Annotated in this window: 23 protein-coding genes and 1 riboswitch; of the genes, 14 read left to right on the top strand and 9 right to left on the bottom strand. The window is 39.5% G+C overall.

Going from position 1 to position 24,725, the window contains the following annotated elements:
* The first annotated feature begins 29 nt into the window (after positions 1–29).
* From ESY88_RS01505 to ESY88_RS01495, 3 genes are read left to right on the top strand one after another with little or no spacing between them, the layout of a single operon-like run.
* Complete coding sequence (locus tag ESY88_RS01505; protein WP_147085109.1) at positions 30–1,184, top strand: ATP-binding cassette domain-containing protein; 1,155 nt, start codon at positions 30–32, stop codon at positions 1,182–1,184.
* Positions 1,185–1,195: 11 nt separating this feature from the next.
* Positions 1,196–2,953: a hypothetical protein gene (locus ESY88_RS01500; protein WP_147085108.1), complete on the top strand. Its 1,758-nt coding sequence runs from the start codon at positions 1,196–1,198 to the stop codon at positions 2,951–2,953.
* Positions 2,954–2,956: 3 nt separating this feature from the next.
* Positions 2,957–4,579: an ABC transporter substrate-binding protein gene (locus ESY88_RS01495; RefSeq protein ID WP_147085106.1), complete on the top strand. Its 1,623-nt coding sequence runs from the start codon at positions 2,957–2,959 to the stop codon at positions 4,577–4,579.
* 7 nt (positions 4,580–4,586) lie between these two features.
* Here the strand turns inward: ESY88_RS01495 and ESY88_RS01490 are convergent, their stop codons facing one another.
* The 3 genes from ESY88_RS01490 to ESY88_RS01480 all read right to left on the bottom strand — a co-directional run bounded on the left by ESY88_RS01490 (position 4,587) and on the right by ESY88_RS01480 (position 7,000).
* Positions 4,587–5,288 (bottom strand): lysoplasmalogenase family protein, encoded by a 702-nt coding sequence (locus tag ESY88_RS01490; protein ID WP_147085104.1) that lies wholly within the window; start codon positions 5,286–5,288, stop codon positions 4,587–4,589.
* Between the two features lie 148 nt (positions 5,289–5,436).
* Positions 5,437–6,618 (bottom strand): GlmU family protein, encoded by a 1,182-nt coding sequence (locus ESY88_RS01485; RefSeq protein ID WP_147085102.1) that lies wholly within the window; start codon positions 6,616–6,618, stop codon positions 5,437–5,439.
* Positions 6,619–6,748: 130 nt separating this feature from the next.
* On the bottom strand, positions 6,749–7,000 hold the full coding sequence (locus ESY88_RS01480; RefSeq protein WP_147085100.1) for a type B 50S ribosomal protein L31: 252 nt from the start codon (positions 6,998–7,000) through the stop codon (positions 6,749–6,751).
* 215 nt (positions 7,001–7,215) lie between these two features.
* Between ESY88_RS01480 and ESY88_RS01475 the strand changes: the two genes are divergently transcribed.
* The 7 genes from ESY88_RS01475 (at position 7,216) to ESY88_RS01445 (ending at position 14,011) form a co-directional block, all read left to right on the top strand.
* Positions 7,216–7,686: a DUF4199 domain-containing protein gene (locus ESY88_RS01475; RefSeq protein ID WP_189702485.1), complete on the top strand. Its 471-nt coding sequence runs from the start codon at positions 7,216–7,218 to the stop codon at positions 7,684–7,686.
* A gap of 44 nt (positions 7,687–7,730) precedes the next feature.
* Complete coding sequence (locus ESY88_RS01470; RefSeq protein WP_147085097.1) at positions 7,731–8,681, top strand: glycosyltransferase family 2 protein; 951 nt, start codon at positions 7,731–7,733, stop codon at positions 8,679–8,681.
* Positions 8,682–8,818: 137 nt separating this feature from the next.
* On the top strand, positions 8,819–10,549 hold the full coding sequence (locus ESY88_RS01465; protein WP_147085095.1) for a phospho-sugar mutase: 1,731 nt from the start codon (positions 8,819–8,821) through the stop codon (positions 10,547–10,549).
* Positions 10,549–12,375: an ABC transporter ATP-binding protein gene (locus ESY88_RS01460; RefSeq protein ID WP_147085093.1), complete on the top strand. Its 1,827-nt coding sequence runs from the start codon at positions 10,549–10,551 to the stop codon at positions 12,373–12,375. Before ESY88_RS01465 ends, ESY88_RS01460 begins: the two co-directional genes overlap by 1 nt.
* Before the next feature lie 92 nt (positions 12,376–12,467).
* Entirely contained in the window at positions 12,468–13,010 is a 543-nt protein-coding gene (locus tag ESY88_RS01455; RefSeq protein WP_147085091.1) for an RNA polymerase sigma factor, read from the top strand.
* 63 nt (positions 13,011–13,073) lie between these two features.
* On the top strand, positions 13,074–13,571 hold the full coding sequence (locus ESY88_RS01450; RefSeq protein WP_147085089.1) for a hypothetical protein: 498 nt from the start codon (positions 13,074–13,076) through the stop codon (positions 13,569–13,571).
* Between the two features lie 5 nt (positions 13,572–13,576).
* Positions 13,577–14,011 (top strand): hypothetical protein, encoded by a 435-nt coding sequence (locus ESY88_RS01445; protein WP_147085088.1) that lies wholly within the window; start codon positions 13,577–13,579, stop codon positions 14,009–14,011.
* A 242-nt stretch (positions 14,012–14,253) separates the two neighbouring features.
* On the opposite strand, the gene ESY88_RS01440 is transcribed toward ESY88_RS01445, so the two are convergent.
* The 4 genes from ESY88_RS01440 to ESY88_RS01425 are packed head-to-tail and all read right to left on the bottom strand — an operon-like array spanning position 14,254 to position 16,400.
* A complete protein-coding gene (locus tag ESY88_RS01440; RefSeq protein WP_147085086.1) occupies positions 14,254–14,799 on the bottom strand; it encodes a DUF4252 domain-containing protein in 546 nt (181 codons plus the stop codon).
* 2 nt (positions 14,800–14,801) lie between these two features.
* On the bottom strand, positions 14,802–15,383 hold the full coding sequence (locus ESY88_RS01435) for a DUF4252 domain-containing protein (RefSeq protein ID WP_147085084.1): 582 nt from the start codon (positions 15,381–15,383) through the stop codon (positions 14,802–14,804).
* Between the two features lie 5 nt (positions 15,384–15,388).
* Positions 15,389–15,904 (bottom strand): hypothetical protein, encoded by a 516-nt coding sequence (locus ESY88_RS01430; RefSeq protein WP_147085082.1) that lies wholly within the window; start codon positions 15,902–15,904, stop codon positions 15,389–15,391.
* Entirely contained in the window at positions 15,891–16,400 is a 510-nt protein-coding gene (locus ESY88_RS01425; protein WP_147085080.1) for an RNA polymerase sigma factor, read from the bottom strand. Before ESY88_RS01425 ends, ESY88_RS01430 begins: the two co-directional genes overlap by 14 nt.
* Positions 16,401–16,632: 232 nt before the next feature.
* Between ESY88_RS01425 and ESY88_RS01420 the strand changes: the two genes are divergently transcribed.
* Positions 16,633–18,129, top strand: a complete 1,497-nt coding sequence (locus ESY88_RS01420; protein WP_147085078.1) for a S41 family peptidase — start codon at positions 16,633–16,635, stop codon at positions 18,127–18,129.
* An 87-nt stretch (positions 18,130–18,216) separates the two neighbouring features.
* Here ESY88_RS01420 and ESY88_RS01415 read toward each other — a convergent pair whose 3' ends face one another.
* Both ESY88_RS01415 and ESY88_RS01410 read right to left on the bottom strand, forming a co-directional pair.
* Positions 18,217–19,278, bottom strand: coding sequence for a YncE family protein (locus tag ESY88_RS01415; protein WP_147085076.1), 1,062 nt, complete (start codon positions 19,276–19,278; stop codon positions 18,217–18,219).
* Positions 19,279–19,281: 3 nt separating this feature from the next.
* Positions 19,282–21,114, bottom strand: coding sequence for a TonB-dependent receptor plug domain-containing protein (locus ESY88_RS01410; protein WP_147085075.1), 1,833 nt, complete (start codon positions 21,112–21,114; stop codon positions 19,282–19,284).
* A gap of 28 nt (positions 21,115–21,142) precedes the next feature.
* Positions 21,143–21,386: riboswitch (cobalamin riboswitch) on the bottom strand.
* Positions 21,387–21,717: 331 nt separating this feature from the next.
* Here ESY88_RS01410 and ESY88_RS01405 point away from each other — a divergent pair.
* The 3 genes from ESY88_RS01405 to ESY88_RS01395 all read left to right on the top strand — a co-directional run bounded on the left by ESY88_RS01405 (position 21,718) and on the right by ESY88_RS01395 (position 24,600).
* A complete protein-coding gene (locus ESY88_RS01405) occupies positions 21,718–22,287 on the top strand; it encodes a PAS domain-containing protein (RefSeq protein WP_223270683.1) in 570 nt (189 codons plus the stop codon).
* Between the two features lie 76 nt (positions 22,288–22,363).
* Entirely contained in the window at positions 22,364–23,527 is a 1,164-nt protein-coding gene (locus ESY88_RS01400; protein WP_223270682.1) for an ABC transporter substrate-binding protein, read from the top strand.
* 50 nt (positions 23,528–23,577) lie between these two features.
* On the top strand, positions 23,578–24,600 hold the full coding sequence (locus ESY88_RS01395; protein WP_147085073.1) for a FecCD family ABC transporter permease: 1,023 nt from the start codon (positions 23,578–23,580) through the stop codon (positions 24,598–24,600).
* The last annotated feature ends 125 nt before the right edge of the window (positions 24,601–24,725 follow it).

Raw genomic sequence — 24,725 nt, 5'->3', positions numbered from 1 at the left:
ACTACCAAACCCATAATCTATATGCTTTAATGACACAAGCCAAATTGAGAATTCAAGAGGTTAATAGCTTCTTTAAAAATAAAGATACCGTTTTGGGCTATCGCAAATTGATGGACTGCGCCATAGACACCCAAGATCTCGCAATTTATAAAAAAGTCATTGCACTTACCGACTGGAAGTCGCAACATCCCGAACAAGAAGTAGCTTTTATTGAAAAAGCCCTATCGCTTCTAAATGAAATTTCCAAGATCCCAATCACCGAATATCAACGCGAAAAACCCGTTGTGGTTGGCGAAAATCTCATAAAAAGTTACGGCATCAACCGTTTTGAATTGGGACCTATTTCAACCACCATTCATAAAGGCGAGGTCTACGGTTTGGTTGGCGAAAACGGAAACGGTAAAACCACCCTGCTACGCATCTTGGCCAAGGAAATTGGGTATGATAAAGGCCAGCTGCACTATAATTTTGATAGCATCTACAAAAGCGATTACGAGTTGAGAACCAATTTGGTCTATATCCCACAGCGCACCCAAAAGTGGTATGGCAGTTTAAAGGACAATCTCAAATTTGTGCTTTCAAGTTATGGTATTCCGCCGGAAGAAAATGAAACCAGGGTACTCATGATGATTGCTAGATTTGGACTTTGGCCCTACAAGCACCTCAAATGGAATGAATTGTCTTCGGGCTACAAAATGCGTTTTGAGCTCGCCAGAACCTTATTGCGACAGCCAGAATTGCTATTATTGGACGAACCTTTGGCCAATTTGGATGTCTTGGCACAGCAGGTCATTCTTGAAGATCTCAAATCAATGTGCAACTCCATCAACAAGCCCATAGCTCTTATTTTGAGCTCACAACAGCTTTATGAGGTTGAAAAAATTTCTGACAAGGTCATTTATCTGAGGGATGGCAAATACACCGATAATAATGCAATGCCATCGACTGATCACAAAAGCCAGCTTATTATAGAAATTGACTCTGAGCTCGAGCGAGATGCATTGACCAGCGTTTTTGTGGAACTTCAATTGGAAAAGTTAAATTACAATGGCGGCATTTATGTGGCCTACTTCAATGAGAGCACCTCATTCCCTTCAGTGCTAACTGCTTTGGGAACGCATAAGGTCAATGCCACTTATATTAGAAATATCACCAAATCCACAAGACGTTTTTTTGTCTCTTAATCTTAGCATAAATGAAATCATTCATCTATAAAGTCAATCAATATCTCATTGAACGTTACCCAACGGTTTGGAACACAAAATTGGTATGGATGCTCGCCAGCGCCATCATCTTGCACCTCCTGTTCTTTGTTATGGGCTTTTTTACCATTTCTAATCCAGCATCGCTACAAGAGCGAGGAATCAATGACATTTTTTTTGAAAACGGAGCGGTTTTTATGTCGGTCATCATTACAATTTTGATGCTGGTCATTTGGTTGGTTTATCTATTTAAAAACAATGCTTTCAAGAATTTTTATCCGACTTCAAGAGCAGGTCTTTTTTTAGCGTTTCTGTATCACATTCTTATTATTTTCGTTAGCTCAAGCTTCTATTTGTCTTATAATTATGGGATGAAAGCCCAAATTGCGCTAAGCTACAGCGACGCCAGGATTGCCGATGAAATAGCCTTGGCTAATGAAGCCGCCGTATTTTTTTCAGAAAAAGTGAGTGATTACACCTTAGACAAACGCGAATATCCAGAACCCTTTGACCAACTCTTTTGCGAGACCAGAGATAAACTTATTGACTACAACCAGCCTTACACAAGCTTTTTGGATAACAACTATCAGTTCTTTTCTATTTACAAAAAAGAAGCTTCTAAAACACCTCGATACAGTGAACCACAATTTACAGGTTATATTTATAAAAAGAGTTTGGATTCTATGGATGTGTATTATTTCAAGGATAAACTCATTGATGTTTCTAACCTGATAAACAACTCATTGCCCAGTTATTATAATTACTCCTCCACGTTATATATTTCTAAAAACGACAGCCTAAACCAAGAAGATCTTGACTATGATTATGACAATTATTCAGACTTCGGCTATGACCATAGCCCACAAGCTTCCATTAGAGGTAAGCTTCAAAACAAACGCAGCCATGAGCTCTTACGGCGCAATAATCCTTCAGAAATAAAACAATTACTGTCCCAATTTCTCAGCATGTCCAGCGCCTATAAGATCAAACACAATCTGGCTGTTGACCAATGGTTTGAATTGGTTTATCATCCTACAAATTTCGAAGTGAAATCATTTATAAGAGATCAAAAGAAGCCCGATTATTACTATGAAGACGATAGGGCTTTATTGGCTGAAAAGGATGTCAATCGCTTTCTCAAAGAGCGTTTGACCGACTATTATTTTGAAAGCAAGCGTTTACGCAATGTTTTTGAGAATATTGAAACCATCAAGGCCAGTAATCCTTTTATGGATGGCATACATGTATTCATGTGGTTGGCTTTCTTTTTGTCGGCACTGATTTTTATGTTTAGGATCACGGGTTTGAAATCACTTTTATTTGCCATTGTGACTGTGGGCGTTTTAATTTTGGTTATTGCACTGCTCGCCATCTTATTGGCTTATGCATCAAGTGGCAATGATAACCTCATTGGCTACTTTATTTCCTATTTTGCGGTCTTATTGGGCGCGACCATTTTTGCCATCCCCCTGTTTTTTGCGAGATCGGTCAAAAAGAGCGTCGTGGCCATTTGCCTCAACATATCAATCGCAGGTTTTGTGCCCTATCTTTTATTGATTCTTGCTCTTATCGCCATGCATCAAAAAGATCTTTGCGAGGCGAGAAGTTTTAAAAATGATTATTATAACTGCCCTACCATATTTGATTATCTGGAGTTTAATTGGAGTTTTGTACTCTTTTTCACAGGATTGGCACTTATGTATTTTTACACTACCATCATCAAGCGATGGAAATCATTACCCGAAAGTTAAACTATGAATTTTAGTTCCAAATATTTGAGATTATCTTCCATTTACATAGCCACTTTAGGTCTGCTATGTTGCGAGACTGATACTAAACAAAACAAAGACCATTTGGTCTTTAGGTATAACGAACACAAAAACATTGGCTCGCTCGATCCTGCTTTCGCCAAGGATAATGCCGATGTTTGGGCCACCAACCAGCTCTTCAACGGTTTGGTGCAAATGGACGATAATCTCGAGGTACAGCCCTGTATCGCGAAATCATGGACTATTTCTGAAGATGGGCTCACTTACCGTTTCAATCTTCGGAAGGATGTTTATTTTCATAAGGATGCACTCTTCGGAAGGGATTCCACCAGAGCCGTGGTCGCCGCCGATTTTGATTACAGTTTGAGCCGATTGACCAACAAACAATTGGCCTCTCCCGGAAGCTTTACCATGAACAAGGTGGAAGGTTTTGAGGTGTTGAACGATTCGGTATTCCAAATTAAGCTGAAGCAGGCCTTTCCTGCGTTTTTGGGTTTATTGACCATGAAGTACTGCTCAGTAGTGCCCAGGGAAGTTGTGGAACATTACAACAATACGTTTAGGTCACATCCCATTGGTACAGGGCCTTTCAAATTCAAACGTTGGGAGGAAAATTTAAAACTCGTCTTCCGAAGAAACGAACATTATTTTGAAAATGATTCCGTAGGCAACCAGTTACCCTACCTAGAAGCAGTCGCCATTACGTTTTTGCCCGATAAACAAAGTGAGTTCCTCCAATTCGCACAGGGCAATATCGATTTTGTTTCAGGGCTGGACGCTTCCTACAAAGATGAAATCTTAACTGCAAGCGGCGAACTGAGAGCCGCATATTCCGAAGAAGTCAACATGATTCGTGCGCCCTATCTCAATACCGAATATTTGGCCTTTTACATGGAAGCTGAAATTCCTGAAATCCAATCGCTTTTACTTCGGAAGGCCATCAATTACGGATTCGACAAGCAGAAAATGATGACCTATCTTAGAAACGGAATCGGAATCCCAGCGACAGGCGGTTTCATTCCGAAGGGTTTGCCAGGTTATGATGCCAGCATTGGCTATTCATTTAAACCAGACAAAGCAAGACAATTAGTGGCTGAGTTCAAGGCTGAAACAGGCATCACCAGACCAGAGGTCACTTTAACCACCATTAGCAATTACTTGAGCTTTTGTGAATACATACAACGTGAACTTCAAAAAGTGGGCATTGCCGTAAATGTGGACGTGATCCCTGCTGCGACCTTAAAAGAAGCCAAGGCCAATGGCAATCTGGATTTCTTTAGAGCCAGTTGGGTAGCCGATTATCCCGATGCCGAAAATTACCTGTCGCTTTATTACAGCAAGAATTTTGCACCTAATGGCCCCAATTATTCCCATTATAAAAACAATCAATTTGACAGCTGGTTTCAAGATGCTTTTACGGAGACCGATGCTAAAAAAAGAACCGCGCTCTACACTAAAATGGACAGCTTGGTCATGAGCTCAGCGCCGGTGGTGCCGTTATTTTACGATGAAGTCGTACGGTTCACAAGAAAAGAGGTTTCGGGTTTGGGCATCAATGCCACCAATCTTTTGGATTTAAGACGGGTTAAAAAAAGTGAATCCGATTAAATTGGCACTATTCAGAAATTAAGGGTTTGAGATCTATTTTTTCTTTCACCAAGCCCATCACAATCAAGTACTGCGACATGGCGTACAACAACATGGCACTCAAAGAACCATAAGTCCAATGGAAATAAAATGCATCCAAAACCCGTATCGTATCACCAAACAGCATCGTGAATATGCCAAATAACACCAATTGATAACTGGCTTCACTAACCTCGTCTTTTCTTAGAAACGCAAATTGCATAGCCATCAATGACACAAACAGGAAGAGCAGTACGGGAATAAGATAAGACCCCAGGTGGTCTAAGATAAAGCTTAAGACTACGAACATGTAAAGTAGATAAAATGCCACAAAAGGCAAGAACTTGACAATGTCAAAATCCCTTCGATTAGCAAACCTAAAGATGTAGAACAGCTTCCCTAGAATAAAAAATATGCTGGCAGACATAATGATCATTGGCTCCGTTCTAAAAAGTGTAGCCACGTTGGCCAATAAAAAAAAGCCCAAAGCTATTATCAAGAACACAAATTTGCCACTCGTGCTTTCTTTATCATTAGAGGCATAGAAAACGATAAGCAATACAATTAAAAGTGGTTTGGTAATGAAACGTATCATCTCAAGATCAACGATATACATTGCAAGCAAATCCAATAAGACGACCGTAAAATATAAAAGCGAAAAAGACAGAATATTAACAAAAAGAGTTCTCATCCTTTTAGCTCGATTAGGTTATCTTTCAAAATATACAAATAATTATGTTAAATGATAGTGGGAAGTAAGCGCTTTAAAACTTAATTTATACAAAAGACACACAAAACTGAGATTCTGTTTTGAAGGAAAACTTGTGAATAAGGCGGTTTCAATCTTCGCTTTTTCGATATTTCCTAGTGAGCTCAAAGACTTGCTCCATGATCTTTTTATCCACCTCTGTAAATTCCAAGTCACGTCTTTTCATCAATAAAGAAGCCACCTCAAAAGCTTTTGGGGTAAGGTAGGTGGTAAAGCCAGAATGGCCGCCCCAGGAAAAACTGGGGATGAAGTTTCTTGGAAAACCGCTTCCAAAAATATTGGCACTAACGCCTACAACGGTACCTGTATTAAACATGGTATTGATGCCGCATTTACTATGATCTGCCATCATGAGCCCGCAAAATTGCAGTCCGGTTTTGAAGAAAGATTCCGTGTTATAGTTCCATAAGCGAACCTCAGCGTAATTGTTTTTAAGATTGGAGTTATTGGTATCGGCTCCCATGTTGCACCACTCACCAATGACCGAATTTCCCAAATAGCCTTCATGACCCTTATTGGAATATCCAAAAATCACTGCATTCTTGATTTCGCCTCCCACTTTGCTATGAGGGCCAACTGTGGTGGCTCCGTAAATCTTTGCACCCATTCTTACAGTTGCATGGTCACAAAGCGCAAAAGGGCCTCTAATCAAGCTCCCTTCCATTATTTCGGCATCCTTGCCAATATAAATGGGACCCTCGCTTGCATTGAGGATGGCAAACTCTACTTTGGCACCTTCTTCTATAAAAATTCGTTGCCCTGCCATTACACCATTACTTGAAGGAATGGGTTGTGAAGTCCTCCCTGTGGTAAGTTGCTCAAAGTCCTCGGCAATGGCAAGCGCATTAAGGCTAAAAATATCCCAAGTGTTTTCTATTTTTATGAGCGATTCACGATACTCAATCGCCTCGAAACTTTCAAAATCGATATGCTCTTGCGTGTCTTTCGTAAAAAAAGCGATCACATCCTCATCCTTGAAAATAGCTTGATTTTCACTCAAACCTTGAACCAATGCCACCAATTCTTGATTTGGGCAGAACGCGGCGTTGATCATCACATTCTCGTCCATCTCCACCATAGGATGCTTTTCAGACAGATAATCTTCAGTCAAAGTGGTTGTGGTTGTGCCTAGATATAATTCCCATTTTTCTCTTATGGTCATTATTCCCAAACGAATATCGGCTACAGGCCTAGTGAATGTAAAAGGCAAAAGATCGTTACGGGAGGGGCCGTCAAAAAGAATATAGTTCATCTATGGTTCAAAATTAGAAACGTAAATTGATGTTTAGCGTTGGTTTATACACCAAAAATAGTTTAAAAGTAGATAACAAAAAAGCCTTCAGTTTTGAACCTGAAGGCTTGTAGTATAAAAATTTGCTAAATTATTTTTTGAATTTAGCATATTTGTTCTTGAACTTGTCAATACGACCAGCAGAATCCACCAATTTGGATTTACCAGTATAAAATGGATGTGAGGTTCTTGAAATCTCCAATTTGACTACTGGATATTCAACACCGTCAACATCGATCGTTTCATTGGTTTCAGCGGTTGACTTTGATAAAAACACGTCTTCATTCGACATATCCTTAAATGCTATAAGTCTATAGTTTTCTGGATGTATTCCTTTTTTCATCTCTTTATTCTTTAAAAATCAGTACTTTTTTGAAAGTGCAAATTTAAGTATATTTTATAAATTACCAATTTTATAATCATGTTTTTATAAAGAAGTGCGAAATTTGTAACAAATACCGTTTATCTTCTACCAACAACAAAACTAATCATTAAACCACAACCAATGGATACCGAAAAACCTTAATTAAACCTATCGCCTACACTTATGGTCTCTACTTGGGACTTTTAACTGTTGTAGGCTTAGTAATTCAATATGTTGCTAGCCTTGAAAGAAACTGGGCAGTGAGCATCATAAGTCTCGCCTTGACAATTGTTATTTTTTATTACGGCATTAAAACCTACAAAACCCAAAACCATAATTTTCTCTCCATAAAAGAGGCCATAAAAGTGGGGCTTGCCATGGCGGTTATTGGCGGAGTCATTGCCGCAGCCTATGCTTTTGTGCATTACCTCTATGTACAGCCAGAGTTTGTTGAAGGCATTCGTGAAAAAGCCTACCAAGATATGACTGCTGGCACCCAAAACATGTCTGGTGAACAATTGGACACCGCAACGACCATGATGAACATATTTACATCACCATTTTTTCTGGCCACCATGATTTTGATCTCCCAATTATTTTTCGGTTTGATCATCTCACTTATCATGGGCGCCGTAATGAAAAAGGAGGACCCGAGTCTAGCTTAAATAATTTCAGTATTTTTGCCGAAGCAAATATTGAAACCCTCGCAATGAATATATCAGTAGTCATACCACTACTCAACGAACAGGAATCGATTATAGAATTACACGATTGGATTGCAAATGTCATGCAATCCAATCGTTTTTCTTATGAGATCATCTTTATAGACGATGGCAGCACAGACCATTCCTGGCAAAACATCATGCAACTCTCGCATCAAAATGACAATGTCAAAGGCATTAAGTTTTTGAAAAACTTCGGAAAATCGCAGGCGCTACACGCTGGTTTTGCTAAAGCGGAAGGCGATGTGGTCATTACCATGGATGCCGATTTGCAGGACAATCCCGAGGAAATCCCCGAACTGTACAACATGATCGTCATCGAGAAATACGATCTGGTCTCTGGTTGGAAGAAGAAGCGTTACGATTCGGTCATTTCTAAAAACCTACCTTCAAAATTGTTTAATTGGGCTGCCCGGAAGACCTCTGGTGTCGAACTCCATGATTTCAATTGTGGTCTCAAAGCCTACAACAAGAACGTGGTCAAAAACATCGATGTCAATGGCGAGATGCACCGCTACATTCCGGTTTTAGCCAAAAACGCAGGTTTTTTGAACATTGGCGAAAAAGTGGTACAACATCAAGCACGAAAATACGGTGTGACCAAATTTGGGATGGAGCGCTTTGTGAATGGCTTTTTGGACTTATTGACCATCTGGTTCATTTCCCGATTTGGCAGGCGCCCCATGCATCTCTTTGGCGCCTTGGGCGTTATTATGTTCATGATTGGTGTTGGGTTTTCAATTTATTTGGGCATAGACAAATTAATCTTCAACCCAACAGGAAGATTGATTACTCAACGACCGCAATTCTATATTGCTTTGGTCACCACGATTATTGGCACTCAATTTTTTGTCGCAGGTTTTCTGGGCGAAATCATCTTAAGGAACAAACGCGAACACCATCGGTATTTGGTCAAGCAGGAACTTAATTTCACATAATAGAACCTCGATCCAACTATAAACATACAATCGGCCATTTCATCACGCCGCAATGCGCGCTAAGATTTATAATAAATACCGATATGCGCGTCAAAAATTATTGAAATCCGTACTTTTATAACTCAATTCTCAATCACATGACAAATACCGCCCAACACCTTTTAGATCGTATTAATCCATGGTTAACGTCAACTTTTGACGAAGACACCAAAAACCGCATCAAGTATCTTAGGGCCAATAACCCAAAAGAACTGGAAGAGAGTTTTTACAAGAATCTTGATTTTGGCACAGGTGGTATGCGCGGGATTATGGGTGTTGGCACCAATCGCATCAACAAATACACTTTGGGCAAAAACACTCAAGGCCTCAGCAACTACTTACATGAGCAGTTTCCTGCCGAAGAACTAAAGGTTGCCATAGCTTATGATTGTAGACATAATAGCAAAACATTGGCGCAAGTTGTGGCCGATGTGTTCTCAGCAAATGGGATCAAAGTCTATCTGTTTGAAGATTTACGTGCCACACCAGAATTATCGTTTACCGTTAAATATTTAAATTGCCAATGCGGTATTGTCTTGACCGCTTCCCACAATCCGCCAGAATACAATGGTTATAAAGTGTATTGGCAAGATGGCGGCCAATTGGTACCGCCACACGACAGCAAGATTGTGGATGAAATCAATAGTTTGGACTATTCTGAAATAAAATTCGAAGCCAACAAAGACCTCATTGAATATATCGGTAAAAATGTGGATGATGTTTTTATCGACAAGTGTGTTGAAAACGGAAGCTTCAACACTTCAAATAACGCCAAGCAAGACCTCAATGTCGTATTTACCTCTTTGCATGGTACATCAATTACCGTAGTCCCAGAAACCTTGAAACGGGCTGGCTATACCAATGTGCACCTTGTTGAACAGCAAAAAGTACCCAATGGCGACTTTCCAACAGTGATCTCACCAAATCCAGAAGAACCCGAAGCACTTAAAATGGCGATGGAACTGGCAGCACAAGTCAATGGCGACATCGTGATTGGCACAGACCCAGATTGTGACCGTCTGGGTGTGGTGGTAAGAAATCTCACAAACGAATTGGTCATCCTCAACGGCAACCAAACCATGCTCTTAATGACCGATTTTCTTCTGAAACAATGGCAGAAACAAGGCAAAATCAATGGCAAACAGTTTGTTGGCACTACCATCGTATCCACGCCCATGATGCCCGTTTTAGCGGAAGCTTATAATGTGGAATGCAAAATTGGATTGACGGGCTTTAAATGGATCGCCAAAATGATCAATGATTTCCACGAATTGGACTTTATTGGTGGTGGCGAGGAAAGTTTTGGTTTTATGGTGGGTGACTTTGTTCGCGATAAAGATGCGGTAACCTCTACCCTATTGGCCTGTGAGATCGCTGCCCAAGCCAAAGCGGAGGGCAAGACCATGTATCAAAAATTAATTGAACTGTATGTGACACACGGTTTTTACAAGGAACGCTTAGTGGCCATTACGAAGAAAGGCCAGGAAGGCGCTCAGGAAATCAAACAGATGATGATTGATGCTCGTGAAAATCCTTTACAAAGTGTTAATGGCTCTAAAGTTGTTAAAATCGAGGATTATGAATTGTCTGTAGAAAAAAACCTCATTTCTGGTAAAGAAATCAAACTGGACATTCCCAAATCAAATGTGTTGATCTACACCACCGCAGATGGCAGTAAAATCGCACTTCGTCCTAGTGGCACCGAACCTAAGATCAAATTCTACATCAGTGTGAATGCTGCATTGGATTCCGCAGAAAACTACAACAATGTGGACGCTGAACTTGGTTCAAGAATAGATGGTATTTTGAAAGACATGAAACTTGATTAATGGATTATATCAAGAAACTTTCACGGTTTATTTTCCCCTATCGGCGATATGCCATTTTAAATATCATCTGTAATATTTTCTATGCTTTGTTCAGTACGTTAGCGATGGTATCTTTAATGCCTATGATCAATGTACTTTTTGGAGAAAGTGAGAAAGTATATGAAAAACCAGTTTATGGTGGAATTCGAAACATCACGAATTTTGTTGAAAATTACCTAAATTACGTTGTAACTACCACTACGACTAACGAAGGTCCGCAACAAGCTTTGCTGTATATGATCATTTTGATCATTAGTATGTTTTTACTGAAAAACATCTTCAATTATCTAGGTCTCTTTTTCATCACTTTTTTAAGGAACGGTGTATTAAGGGATATTAGGGATGAAATGTATCTCAAGGTCATCACTTTACCTATTTCATATTATTCTGAAAAAAAGAAAGGAGATATTATTGCAAGAATTTCGGGCGATGTGGCGGAAGTAAAAAATTCGATGCTTTCGGTGTTGGAACTGATCGTCAAAGAGCCCTTAACGATTATATTTGCCATTATTACAATGTTTGCAATCTCTACTAAACTGACTATTTTTGTATTTCTTTTTATTCCCGTTGCAGGATTCATCATTTCTTTGATTGGCAAAAGTCTAAAGCGAAAATCAGGTAAGGTTCAAAGAGAACAAGGTGTGTTTCTTTCTACTTTGGAAGAAACTTTAGCAGGCTTGAAAGTTATCAATGGATTCAATTCCCAAAAACGATTCTATGGTAAATTTCAAGACTCTACAAATCGCTATTACGAGTTTTCAAACACCTTAATGAATCGCGAGAACTTGGCTTCCCCAACTAGTGAATTTTTAGGTATAGCAACCATCGCGGCATTACTTTGGTATGGAGGCAATATGGTCATGGTGGAGCAAACACTTTCAGGCGGTGCTTTTATTGGTTATATGGCCTTATCTTATCAAATTCTTACTCCCGCTAAAGCCATAAGTAAGGCGAGCTACAGAGTAAAATCTGGTAACGCCGCTGCCGACCGTATATTGGAAATTTTAGAAACACAGAACAACCTAGAGGACAAAGCGACTGCCATTAAAAAAGCCGACTTCCAATCACAAATAGCCTTAAAGAACGTTTCCTTTAAATACGAAGATGACTTGGTGCTTAAAAACTTTAGCATCACAGTGCCAAAAGGCAAGAGTGTTGCACTCGTGGGCCAATCGGGCAGCGGGAAATCTACCATTGCCAATCTCGTGACCCGTTTTTACGATGTGAGTGATGGCGCCATAGAAATCGATGGAATAGACATTCGGGATTTGACCAAACATTCTTTAAGAGGATTGATGGGGCTGGTCACTCAAGATTCCATATTATTCAATGATAGTGTAAAAAATAACATTCTTATTGGTAAAGAAGATGCTACCGATCTAGAAATCATAGAAGCCTTGAAAATAGCCAACGCTTGGGAATTTGTCAAAGACCTCCCAAAAGGCATCGAGACCAATATTGGAGATGCTGGCGGCAAATTGTCTGGCGGCCAAAAACAACGCCTCAGCATTGCGAGGGCGGTATTGAAAAATCCGCCCATCATGATCCTGGACGAGGCGACCTCTGCTTTAGATACTGAAAGCGAACGCTTGGTGCAAGTGGCCTTGGAAAATATGATGAAAAACAGAACCTCCATCATCATAGCCCACCGCCTCTCCACCATCCAAAATGCCGATGAAATCATCGTGATGCAAAAAGGTCAAATCGCCGAGCAAGGCACACACAACCAACTTTTGGCTAAGGATGGCGTGTATAAAAAATTGGTGGCCATGCAGAGTTTTGATTGAAAACGAATTTCTATAAATAACCTCGGGGCATAAAACCCTCTGGAGGGATTAAACTTTCCCTATCTTCAATGGTCTAAGACAAAACGCATTTTTTGGAGAACGAAGAAGAACTTATCACTAGGCTTATTGCAACTTCCACCAAGGAAAAGGCTTTTAAAGAACTTTTAAGCCTTTATAAGGAGCGTTTGTATTGGCACATACGCAACATTGTCAAATCACACGACGATGCCGATGATGTGCTTCAAAACACCTTCATAAAAGTGTATAAGAACATCCATAAATTTAAAGGCGACAGTAGATTGTTTTCATGGATGTACCGCATTGCCACCAACGAGTCGCTCACAAACCTCAAGCAAAATGCAAAGCGTTTGAAATGTTCTTCGGAAGAATTACAGTCCCATGCCATCAATAACCTAAAAGCAGATGTTTATTTTGAAGGTAACGCCATACAACTCCAACTGCAAAAGGCCATTGCCACCCTACCAGAAAAACAACGCTTGGTCTTTAACATGCGGTATTTTCAAGAGGTTGGTTACCGGGAAATGTCTGAAATTCTAGAAACCAGTGAAGGCGCCTTAAAAGCATCCTACCATATTGCCACAAAAAAAATTGAGGCCTATTTAACCAAGGATTAAACCAATTGTACTAATTGGAGTCTTAAAACTATTCGCATTATTTGGAGCAATTACCAGAATGACATGACCAAAAATAATTTACATAGCATCAAAAATTCAGGCTTTAAAGTGCCCGATGGATATTTTGACCAAGTTGAGACGGCGATCTGCAATGACATAAGCCTAAGAGAGAAAATAGAGGCTTCCGGTTTCACAACACCCAAAGGCTATTTCGAGCATTTTGAAGACCACTTGCTCGGCCAACTTCCAAAGGAAGAAAATGATAAGGCCATACCGCTGTACAACAGGACGAAGGTTATTTTTGCCATTGCCATTGCGGCGTGTTTAGTTTTAATGCTGAGCATACTTTTTAATACCACTCAAGAACTAACTTTTGATACTTTAGAAACTGCTGCCATTGAAAACTACTTAGAAGAAGAGGATTACACAGATGACGACCTTGCTACCTTATTCATGGAAAATGAATTGTCCACATTCGATTTTATTGAAGTTAAAATAAGCGAGGATACCGCCAATGAATTCATTGACAGCATTGATATTGAAGACTATATTTTAAATTAAACCTAATGAAAACAACATACAGCATACTCCTGATTTTCTTTGTTTCAGCAAGCGTTTTTGCTCAAAGACTGGATAAAGAAAAAATCAAAGCTTTAAAAATCGCGCACATTACTGAGCAATTAAATCTAACTGAAAACGAAGCACAAAAATTTTGGCCAATTTATAATACCAACGAAGCATTAGAAGATCAATTGAGAAAGCAATCGACCGCAAGAAGAAAAGAGAAAAATCAAGAAGACTTATCTGAAACAGAAGCCAAATCCCTGTTATTAGACATGGTACAGTTGGAAAATGACAAGCAAGAACTACAATCAAAACTCGTCAATGATTTACTCAAAGTACTACCCGCAACGAAAATCATCAAGCTCATGCAGGTTGAACGCTCGTTTAGGCGAAAATTGATTGAAGAATACAAGGAGCGCCATTCTCGAAGGGATTGATTCAAGGTTTCAAGTTCAGGATTCAAGGTTTTGGGATTTGGGATTTGGGATTTGGGATTTGGGATTTGATGTCTAATTTAAAAGACATAACAAAAAGAGCCACTCTCATTTCAGCATATAAAAAACCAAAAAAACGATGTTGGTGTTTTCCACCTGCAGCTTGCAGACTTTCATACAACTACAAACAAAAACCATCTCAAGTTGAACTCGAGATGGTTTTATTTTTTTTCAATAGTCTAATCCTACTTAAAAAACCCCATAAATTCCTCCAATTGCGAGCTGTCCATATCAGCACTTGAAAGCACGGTCGATAGTTTCATGATCTTGTCTAAGTTCATGTCATCGCCCAACACACGCACCAGGGCAAAACCTTTTTCGTTGGAGTTACCCAGTAGCACAAATTCCTCAACGCTGTCCTCCTTTCCCACAAAACTGACTTGGAATTTACCGTCGGTAGTATTGCCGCCACGCATCAACTCTTCATATTTTGGGTTTTTGAGAATGGTCTGTACTTTTGCAAATTCAATCTCGTACTCCGCTTTATTGGTTTCGTCAAGCACAAAAGCAATCATGCTCAGTTTTTCAACCGATTCATAGGCTTCCTTCTGTGTTTCAGTCAAAGCATCCTCATCGATCTTCAACATACTCACGGGCACATCCAAAGATGTAAATCCCTGTGACAGTTCGTTGTCAACATAGAAGGATTGCAAAGTTGGTTCTTGGTCGCAACTTTGTAAGGTTACGACCAGAATCAATAGGACTAGTATTTTTGAAGTGGATAATGCCATGATTATTTTTTATTTTTACCTGCTTTTTTCAATTGCTCTCCTCCTGGCATGTTCATTTGACTGGTCAATTTGGAAATCTCTCGCAAATCGATATCACCCGTTAGTGACAACAACACAGATTCAAACTCACGTTTTTCTCCATTTATGCTAATGTCATTGCCATTGGTAAGTCCTTTCAAACCATTGACAAACATCAATAATTCCATGACGTGATTTTCATCTTTGCCTTCTTTGACATAAAAGTTTACGGTTTGGTCGCCATCCTTTATGCGCATTAGTTCCTCGAGCTTTGAGCTTTTCAAATAACTGTTCACGGTAGCGCTCATATCGGCAGATATTTTTTCATCGCCTGTGGTAAAGACTTTCAATCCAGTGATCTTCTTGGCCATTTCTATATAACCTTGCGCCTCGGGATCGTCAACGTCCAAGCCCATTGTGGCCAGCATTTTGAACATTTTTTGGTTGACCACAACGCTCATTACGCCATCCTTGTCTTCGAATTTATCAAAAATACTTTGTGCAAAAACACTAGTACCAATTAATGCAAATACAAGCATCAAGCTTAATTTTTTTAAATTTTTCATCGTTTTTAATGTTTAGGTGTTTGTTTCTTTTTTAATAATTTGTTTGTCGCTTTTGAAAATTCCTTGACCTGGATCACTTGTTCTGCTCCTTTGTTTAATTTGGCAGACATAAAACCCAAAGCATTCATACTGCTTGCGCCATCATTGAAATTGCTGGACAAAAGCGACAAGGCTTTTTTGGTTTGGTGGTAAACTTCCTGTTCTTCCGCAGGTAACTCTGCAATAGACGTATAGGTTTTACCTCCAAATACATTCGGGATTAAAATCCCAATCATAAGAACTGCTACTGCTGCGACAGAAATCCACTTATAGATGTGACTCTTTTTAGTTTCTAGCGGAACGTCTTTAGTGAACTGTTCTTTTTTGGTTTGATCAAAGTACTGAAACATTATGCGGTACGACTCTAATTGCGGCGCTACCTCATCTTGTGCGAAATATGCCTTTAATTGCTGCTCTTCGGCAATGCTCGTCTCTCCATTATCGTACTTTTCCAGTAAGTATTCTATATTATTTAATGCCATATTGATGCGTATTTATCAGTTTTTCCCTTATTGTTTTTCTAGCTCTCGAAAGCGCCACTCTAATGGCAGTGGGATTCATATCTACCACTTTGGCGATTTCATCATAGTCGTATTCCTCAATATCCCTTAGCTGCAAGATTATTTTTTGTTGTTCGGGCAATTCCTCGATAATCTTTGAGACCCAATCCACACTATCCCTATTTTCCAAATCCTTTTGTAAGGACACATTGTGGTCTTGATAATTAGAGTGCACGATTTTTAAATTCTGGGCCTGTTTTGATTTTAACCGATCCAAGCAAAAATTCTTGGTCATGGTCATTGAAAAAGCCTCTACGTTGCGATACTCTTTTATTTTTTCATTGTTCTTCCATAATTTGATCAAGATCTCTTGTGTGGCATCCTCGGCTTCTTCGCGAGAAACCAACAAGCGTTTAGCCAATCGAAAGACCTTATCTTTAAAAGGCAATACTAATTTTGTGAAATCAGTTTGTGTCATTGGTGGTTTGTTTGTTCAAAACAGGTGATTATGCTGCTTCTTACTATTACGACGAGCCGCTATACCTTTTGTTACAATCGTTTTTATTTATAATAATGTGGGTAATTTGAGAGTTTACAAGACAATACCTATATTAGATCATAGAAAGAGTAAATCGCTTATATTAAACAGAAGCACTTTAAGTTACAATTTAAATATTTTATCTTCGGAAAATTAAAAAGAAAAATTGCGTATGAAACTATTAAAACATATCCTTATTTTATGCACTTGCCTCAGCCTTACCAGTTGTTTTGAAGATAACGATGATAATCTTATTTCATCAATTGACATCAACGATTTTGTATGGAAAGGCATGAATGCTTTTTATCTTTATAAGGATGAGATCCCAGATTTGGCCAATGATCGTTTTGCTTCAGATGAAGGTTATTCCAGCTATCTCAACAGTTTTTCGGCACCTGAAGCTTTGTTTGAAAGCCTTATCTTCCAAAGAGAGACCACAGACCGTTTCAGCGTTATTGTTCGCGATTACATTGCATTAGAACAACAGTTTCAAGGGACTAGCGTTAGCAATGGGATGGAGTTTGGCCTGTTTCGGTTTAACGCTTCTGATTCCCAAATTTACGGGTATGTGAGATACGTGCTCCCAAACACTTCCGCAGAAGCGAATAACCTTAAAAGAGGTGATATTTTTTACGCGGTTAATGGTACAGCCTTAACCATTGATAATTTTAGAAACCTATTATTAGCTTCGAACTCCTACAGCATAAATCTTGGTAATTACAATGACAATGGCACACCTATAATCGCAGATGACTCAATTACGCCAACCGAAACCACTATTGCACTAACTAAAGCTGCCTATACCGAAAATCCTGTTTACTTGCACACTGTGCTTGATGTAGGCAATGAAACCGTGGGCTATTTAATGTACAATGGGTTTACAGGCACCGACGCTTTTGACTCACAACTCAATGCGGTTTTTAGCGAATTCCAATCGGCAGGCATTAGCGATTTGGTGTTGGATTTACGTTATAATGGCGGTGGCTCAGTAAATACGGCGATTTGGTTATCCTCAATGATCACAGGACAATTTACTGGCGACCTGTTGGTGCGTGAAGAGTGGAACAGCGATATCCAAGCCGAAATTTTGGCTAATAATCCTGAGAGCCTCTTGAATCCTTTTGTGGACCAAATGATCAAGACCAACGGTAATGGCGAAGTGGTATTTCAAGAGAACATCAACCATCTCAACCTTAATAAAGTCTACGTTTTGACCACTGAAAACACTGCATCGGCAAGTGAACTGGTCATCAACGGACTCAACCCTTACATTACTGTCATACAAATTGGCACTAAAACGAGGGGCAAATACCAAGCCTCCACCACGCTTTACGATTCGCCTAATTTTAGACGCACAGAAGCAAACCCAAACCACACCTATGCCATGCAGCCTTTGATTTTGAAATCTATAAATTCTGTTGGTTTTACTGATTTCGATAACGGATTATTACCGCAAATAGGCCTAGAAGAAAATTTTGGAAACCTTGGCGTTTTGGGCAATGAAAACGAACCACTCTTGGCTGCTGCCTTGGCAGATATTCAAGGCTTGGGACGTTTCAATCAAACCATTAATGATGTTTCGCCTACTCTGGAAGTTCAGTTTGAGGCAGATCCTTTTGAAAACGAGATGTATGTTGCGCCTAATGATTTTTTAAATGGATTAAAATAGAAAACACAAATTAAAACGAAAAACCATCACAGTCTGGCATTTAGACTGTGATGGTTTTTTTTTTGCAACAAAAAATGAATTGTTTTTTTAATTTAAGTAAACTTCGCCAGGGATAATGTTCAGCTCAATGGATTCGACTTCGGTATTCGTATTTAAATCATACACATTTAAACTTCCGTTGGAAGAAAAATCTACAGCATCAAGTCCGTAAACTATCTCATTTTCTACCAACATTCCATAGAAATTTAAGCCTGTAAGTTGAGCACTAGTTGGCAGCGCTATGGCAGTGGCATCCATTTTATATACACTTCCCGCCAAATAGTAATACACTTGACCATTATCTATATTTAAGAGATTGGGATGCTCGGTCATAGCAAAATCTAAAGAAGTTACTGTATTAGTATTCGTATTGATCTTTGAAATCTTACCAGCTGTTTCATCATTGGTATATGCAGGTTTGCCGCCAGACAAGACCCATAAATTTCCCGCAGCATCCAATTGCATTGAATTTGGAACGTCGCCAACTTCAATTGTTGCACTTACCGAATTGCTCATCGCATCAATCACGGATACGATATTGTTCTGACTGAAACCCCCTTGATGGGCAACGTATAATCTGTTTCCGTCACCTACGATTTTCTCTGGACCCTCCTCTACTGAAATGACCTGGGATGTAATTGCATTGTTTGATAAATCAATCACCGCAAGATAATCATCTGTTGCATCACCTCCGTCTCCCCAATTAGTTACGTAGCCTTTCCCATTAGCAATCGCCATATAGCGTGGATTGTTCAAACCAGAAGTTATCGTCGCGACAGATTCAAAGGAATAGCGGTTAACCACTTCGATTTTATTGGATACGTTTAAAACGATGTAGGCCAAATCTCCATCAAAAGCGATGCTTTGTGCGGAATCTCCCAAAGGCGTGCCATTTACGTTGCTAAATACATTATTTTCGACCGTTTGAAAATCATAGGACACATAGGAGACGGATGCATTACCCTGGCCAAAATTACCTTCGTGGGAAATCAACAAGCCATTCGCATAATCACCACTAGGTTGGGCAATGATACCATCATCATCATTGGTACATGAAGCAAAGAATAAGCTTAGACATAGTAAAAGAAATACAAGTGTTTTAGTGTTCATTTTTTAAAAATTTAGAGTTAATTTCAGATTAAAATTTCGGTTTGGCATTGGTCGCAATGCTACGTTTTCGTAATAGGTATTGTATAAATTATCGATGCTAAAATCGGCCTGATAGCTGAGTTTTGACTTGGTTTTAAACCGATAGCCAAACCCGAGATTGCCAACATCAAAGCCTTTGAGACTGCCACCAATAATCTTAACCGCACCATTATAAAGGTGCTGATAATAGGTTGAAAAATCCTTGTGACTATAAGCCAAAGCTGCATTGGCCATATGTATTGGCACATAAAATAAGGCTTGGTTTTTTGCCAAGTCCTCCGTTTTGGTGTACGAATAATTAAGATTGAAATCAAAGCGATGTTTCCCAATTTGCCTTTCTAATGCCAGCTCTGCTTCTAATCCGTATTGTTTGGCATTGGCAATGTTCATTGGATTCCAATAGCCTGAAAACTGATTTGGTCGCCATTGGATGAGATTTGAGGTCTTGATGTAAAATGTATTCAGCTTTAGACCGATGGTATGGTACTTGAATTCATGCCCAAGATCCAATTGACAGGAATCTTCTGGTTTTAGATCCAGATTTCCACCGGGATTCCAATAGAGATCATTGAAGGTAGGTACTCTAAAATTTTTGGAGGCATTGAATTTTAGGGTGTAAAAACTGGCCAATTGGTAGCTCACATCACCAGAAAACACAAACGGACTCTTAAAATCTGAAATCACATCCTGTCTCACATTTAAATTGTACTGTAGGTTTTGGGTGGGACTGTGACTTAAAATGGCGGTTGCAGAAAACGCATTCCGTTTAGGGTCGTTAAAACTATCGCCATCGGCAGTGATGTAGCTATAATCTGTAATGATGCTCAGCTCCAATTGCTTTGAAAATGTATTCGTCAAACGGTGCTTAACCTGCCATGTGTTGGCCTGACCTTTAGAAAAATTATTGGTATCCTTATTTTCAAAATACTTGAATTGCTCCAACAAATGCACTGCCTTTAAACTAGAACTAAGCGTGTTGCCAATATGTGCCCATTCCAACAAACTGCGGTAATCTTCAGATTCATATTTGCTCTTTGAAGGCGCTAAAATCGTAGCCGAAAATTCCCGATCACTCCTAAAATTTTGATGATACACTTTGAGCACATCTTTATCTGAAAGCACATAACCCAGATTCAAATTAATATCGAGGTTGTTGAAGGCTGCATTCTCGTTTGTTCTAGTGCTGCCCAAATATTTATAATCGTTATCGCTATCGCGATAAGCTAGCCCAAAATTTGCCGACCAATTTTTATTTCCGTAGGAGAATTTATAATGCGCATTTTTGGTATTAAAGCTTCCGTAGCCCAATTGCAATTCATTATCAAAATGCGTGTCAAAACTCAAAACATTGTTTAAATGCACTGTGCCTCCAATGGCGCCACTGCCATATTGCACACTTCCACCACCGCTTCTAATGCTAATGCTGCTATAATTTGATGTCGAAATTAGATTAAAATCGGTTTGTCCGTTTAGTTGAGAATTGATGTTGATACCGTTCCAAACCACAGCAGTTTGAGAAGCGTTTGTGCCTCTAAACGAAGGCGAAGATACCATCCCATAACCGTTTTCCTTGAAATAAATGTTGGAGTTGTATCGTAGCAAATCTGTGAAAGACCGCTTGTTTTTTTGTAAAACGGAGTCGGTTAAGGTTTCGATTTTTAAACCCGAAGCATAACGTGTTAACTTCACATCACTAAGGAGCACCTCATCCAATCTCTGGATGGAGTCTAAACTCGTTTGTGATATTGCAATAGCACAAGTGGCAAACGCCAAAAATAGGGTTGTTATTTGTTTCATAGCTCAATCGCCTTTCTCCCGAAAGCAGTTGTGATTACAAATAGTGGCAGGTCTCCTGGCTTGCGTCTTGTTATTGGTCTTCCCATCACGCAGCGCGCGACAGTGACTTTGAAGGTAATAACAAGCTTTACAGCTTACAGTTGCGGGTACAGCTCAAGATTTTAGATCAAAATTTAACTCAAATAGCAGTTAATAATCCAGTCACTTGATTCCCTTTTAATCGACCAATGTGTTTATGATGACACGGCCGAACCAAAATTCGATGCAAAAGTAAACATTTTGTTCAATGATTCTATCAAAAGCTTAAATAATCTTACTTTTGGCGATTAGAACCTTAGCTTTAGAAATCTAGGGTTTTCCGCTTTATCGCTATTAGGTTTTTCACATTCAAAACAGATAGACCAACGAGCGTGGGAAAACGTTGTTTTCAAAACAGGTCAGTTACACAAATAGTATAGATTTGTCCTCACTTGAAAGTGGCTTAGATATTGCATTGATAATTGGCTATTGAAAAATAGTCAGCAAAAGATTAATAAATAACCTTAGAAAACTGCTCTTATATTCTCATAACGAGTAGTTTCTTTTTAAAAACTAAATATAAAGATGGCAAAGAGAAATTTAGCAGATATGATGGGATTGGACGTTTACCTTTCCACATTAAATGAAGATGAGTATGATCACGCAGAAACCGCCATTACACCTCAAAACCTTCAAACCATGCCGCTGTTGAGTTGGGATATATTTAGCACTGGACATTTCGATAAATTGAAAAATCTCAATAGGGCCGAAGACATTGCCAAAGTCATGGCATTAGGTAAGAAGTTCAAATGGACAAATGACCTCAACGAAATCTTCCATGAAGAAGATTTTGAAGCTTTGGTGTTAACAGATCTACATCAAAAAATTGTTTGGGTCAATAATGGCTTTACAGAAATGACGGGCTTTATCAAGAGTGAAGCCTTAAAAAATACCCCACGTTTTTTACAAGGCCCAAAAACAAATGTTCAGATTAAGGATAGATTCAGGAAAAAACTATTAAAAGATGAGCCTTTTGCAGAAGTCATCACAAACTATAAGAAAAACAAAACCGAATACGCCTGTGAAGTCAAGATTTTCCCTTTATATAATGAGAAAACGATCCATTATCTGGCCTTGGAAAAACAAGTCGGTTAATCCTATAGGATCACTTAGGCCATTGAAATCCAAAAGCGCAACGAATCTTACTTTTGAACCTCTAAAACCAAAACTTTTGAAATCAGCCGTATGTCTCTTTATCGCCATAGCTTTTTTATCCTGTAAATCGGATAAGTCATCAAACGCTTCCGAAAACAGCAAAATACCTTCAGCAACAATTAATGATGAAACCTTACAGCTGAGTTATGCTAAAGGATTTTCAGTTAAAACATTTGAAAATTTCAGTGTTTTAAATGTTAGCAATCCATGGCCAAATGCAGATGAAAGCTACAAATACGCCCTTATCCCAAGAGAAAACGCAGCCAAAATCACTTTAAATAAAGAGGATTTTGATGGGATGCTGCTCACACCCATCCAAAGCATTGTCGTGACCTCAACCACCCATATTCCTGCGCTTGAACTTTTGGGCGTAGAGCAATCATTAGTGGGTTTTCCTGGGATAAACTATATTTCTTCGGAAAAAGTACGCGCCAGAATCGACCAAGGACATGTGAGGGAATTAGGTAAAAACGAAGGCATCAATACCGAGGTGCTACTGGAAGTTCGACCAGATGTGGTCATTGCTTTTGGAGTGGATGGAAGCAATAAAAGCATGGATGTTATTGCAAAAGCAGGAATACCAGTAATATACAATGGCGATTGGGTGGAAAAATCCCCCTTGGCAAAAGCGGAGTGGATTAAATTTTTTGGTGTGCTTTACAATAAGCAGAAAAAAGCCGATTCCATTTTCAATCAAATCGTGACTGGTTATGAGGAAGCCAAAAAATTAGCGACAACAGTAAACCACGTACCAACGATTTTGGCAGGTGCGATGTACAAAGATGTTTGGTATTTGCCCAGCGGCACTAGCCCAGAGGCACAATTCTTAAACGATGCCAATCTCAATTATTTATGGCGTGATACTGAAGGCAAAGGCAGTTTGGAATTGAGCTTTGAGTCGGTTTTTCAAAAAGCGAAGAACGCCGAGTTGTGGCTAAGCCCTTCGTATTACACCAGCTTGGAAGCCATGCTAAAAGCGAATACCCATTATGATCAATTTGAGGCTTACAAAAACAAATCGGTATATTCTTTTGCAAGCACGGTTGGCGCCACAGGAGGGGTCACCTATTATGAATTGGGTATGGCAAGACCAGATCTAGTATTGAAAGACATGATAAAAATCGGACATCCAGAGCTTTTGGAAGACTATGAATTGAACTTTTTCCGGAAAATGAAATAACGGCAATTTCTAGACCAATATTAGATCTCACAGGTTGTTACAAAGCACCAATGAAAACCAAAACATCCAATTCATTCCTCTTACTTTCAGCAGTTTTACTGCTGTGTTTTTTGATGAATATCAGTTTAGGTTCCGTTTCCATTCCTTTGGAAGAGGTCTTCAAAAGTATTTTTGGAAACTCTGAAAATGAATCTTGGCAATACATCATTCAAGATTATCGCCTGCCCAAAGCCTTTACCGCTATTTTGGTGGGTTCGGGATTGGGCGTTTCTGGTTTGTTGATGCAAACGCTTTTTAGAAACCCGTTGGCAGGGCCTTATGTTTTAGGCATTAGTTCTGGTGCTAGTTTGGGCGTGGCTATGGTAATTTTGGGCTCTGGTTTGTTTGGTGGCATTTTTGGAACTCTACTGATGTCAAAATGGAGTCTCGTCATTGCAGCCAGTCTGGGCAGTTTCATTGTGCTCTTGGCAGTGATGCTGGTCTCATCAAAAGTGCGTGATACCATGGCCATCTTGATTATCGGCCTCATGTTTGGCAGTATTACCACGGCAATTGTGAGTGTGCTTTCCTATTTTAGTTCTGCGGAAGAATTGCAACGCTACATTTTTTGGGGATTTGGGAGTCTGGGCAATCTGTCTTGGCATGAACTTCTCATTTTCTTCGGAATCTATGTCGTTGGCATGTTCATTTCCATAGGGTCCATCAAAGCGCTCAATACCTTTTTATTGGGAGAGAATTATGCCAAAAGCCTCGGCTTGAACATCAAAAAAAGCCGCATGCTCATCATTATAGCCACCAGTCTTTTGGCAGGAACAATTACCGCTTTTGCAGGACCAATCGCTTTTATAGGTTTAGCCATCCCCCATCTCACAAGACAGATTTTCAAAAGTGCAAACCATAAAATATTGTTGCCGGCAGTGCTTTTGTTTGGCGCTATCGTGATGTTGGTTTGCGACAGCATCGCGCAATTGCCAACCAGTGATTATACCTTGCCCATAAATGCCATCACCTCTTTGATTGGCGCGCCTGTAGTGGTTTGGCTATTGGTAAGACAGCGTAAGATGGTGTTTTAGAGGTTAGAGGTTAGAGGTTAGAGGTTAGAGGTTAGAGGTTAGAGGTTAGAGGTTAGAGGTTAGAGGTTAGAGGTTAGAGGTTAGAGGTTAGAGGTTAGAGGTTAGAGGTTAGAGGTTAGAGGTTA

This window comes from Subsaximicrobium wynnwilliamsii (assembly GCF_007997225.1).
Taxonomy (GTDB): Bacteria; Bacteroidota; Bacteroidia; order Flavobacteriales; family Flavobacteriaceae; genus Psychroserpens; species Psychroserpens wynnwilliamsii.
The sequence above is the reverse complement of the archived record's forward strand: the minus strand, read 5'-3'. Positions and strand labels throughout refer to the sequence as shown.

Coding starts and splice junctions, on each gene's coding strand:
- ESY88_RS01480 (WP_147085100.1), bottom strand. CDS start 7,000: ATGAAAAAAGGAATACATCCAGAAAACTATAGACTTATAGCATTTAAG.
- ESY88_RS01435 (WP_147085084.1), bottom strand. CDS start 15,383: ATGAAAAATTTAAAAAAATTAAGCTTGATGCTTGTATTTGCATTAATT.
- ESY88_RS01495 (WP_147085106.1), top strand. CDS start 2,957: ATGAATTTTAGTTCCAAATATTTGAGATTATCTTCCATTTACATAGCC.
- ESY88_RS01465 (WP_147085095.1), top strand. CDS start 8,819: ATGACAAATACCGCCCAACACCTTTTAGATCGTATTAATCCATGGTTA.
- ESY88_RS01425 (WP_147085080.1), bottom strand. CDS start 16,400: ATGACACAAACTGATTTCACAAAATTAGTATTGCCTTTTAAAGATAAG.
- ESY88_RS01485 (WP_147085102.1), bottom strand. CDS start 6,618: ATGAACTATATTCTTTTTGACGGCCCCTCCCGTAACGATCTTTTGCCT.
- ESY88_RS01420 (WP_147085078.1), top strand. CDS start 16,633: ATGAAACTATTAAAACATATCCTTATTTTATGCACTTGCCTCAGCCTT.
- ESY88_RS01460 (WP_147085093.1), top strand. CDS start 10,549: ATGGATTATATCAAGAAACTTTCACGGTTTATTTTCCCCTATCGGCGA.
- ESY88_RS01445 (WP_147085088.1), top strand. CDS start 13,577: ATGAAAACAACATACAGCATACTCCTGATTTTCTTTGTTTCAGCAAGC.
- ESY88_RS01395 (WP_147085073.1), top strand. CDS start 23,578: ATGAAAACCAAAACATCCAATTCATTCCTCTTACTTTCAGCAGTTTTA.
- ESY88_RS01500 (WP_147085108.1), top strand. CDS start 1,196: ATGAAATCATTCATCTATAAAGTCAATCAATATCTCATTGAACGTTAC.
- ESY88_RS01430 (WP_147085082.1), bottom strand. CDS start 15,904: ATGGCATTAAATAATATAGAATACTTACTGGAAAAGTACGATAATGGA.
- ESY88_RS01505 (WP_147085109.1), top strand. CDS start 30: ATGACACAAGCCAAATTGAGAATTCAAGAGGTTAATAGCTTCTTTAAA.
- ESY88_RS01490 (WP_147085104.1), bottom strand. CDS start 5,288: ATGAGAACTCTTTTTGTTAATATTCTGTCTTTTTCGCTTTTATATTTT.
- ESY88_RS01440 (WP_147085086.1), bottom strand. CDS start 14,799: ATGGCATTATCCACTTCAAAAATACTAGTCCTATTGATTCTGGTCGTA.
- ESY88_RS01410 (WP_147085075.1), bottom strand. CDS start 21,114: ATGAAACAAATAACAACCCTATTTTTGGCGTTTGCCACTTGTGCTATT.
- ESY88_RS01450 (WP_147085089.1), top strand. CDS start 13,074: ATGACCAAAAATAATTTACATAGCATCAAAAATTCAGGCTTTAAAGTG.
- ESY88_RS01470 (WP_147085097.1), top strand. CDS start 7,731: ATGAATATATCAGTAGTCATACCACTACTCAACGAACAGGAATCGATT.
- ESY88_RS01415 (WP_147085076.1), bottom strand. CDS start 19,278: ATGAACACTAAAACACTTGTATTTCTTTTACTATGTCTAAGCTTATTC.
- ESY88_RS01405 (WP_223270683.1), top strand. CDS start 21,718: ATGGCAAAGAGAAATTTAGCAGATATGATGGGATTGGACGTTTACCTT.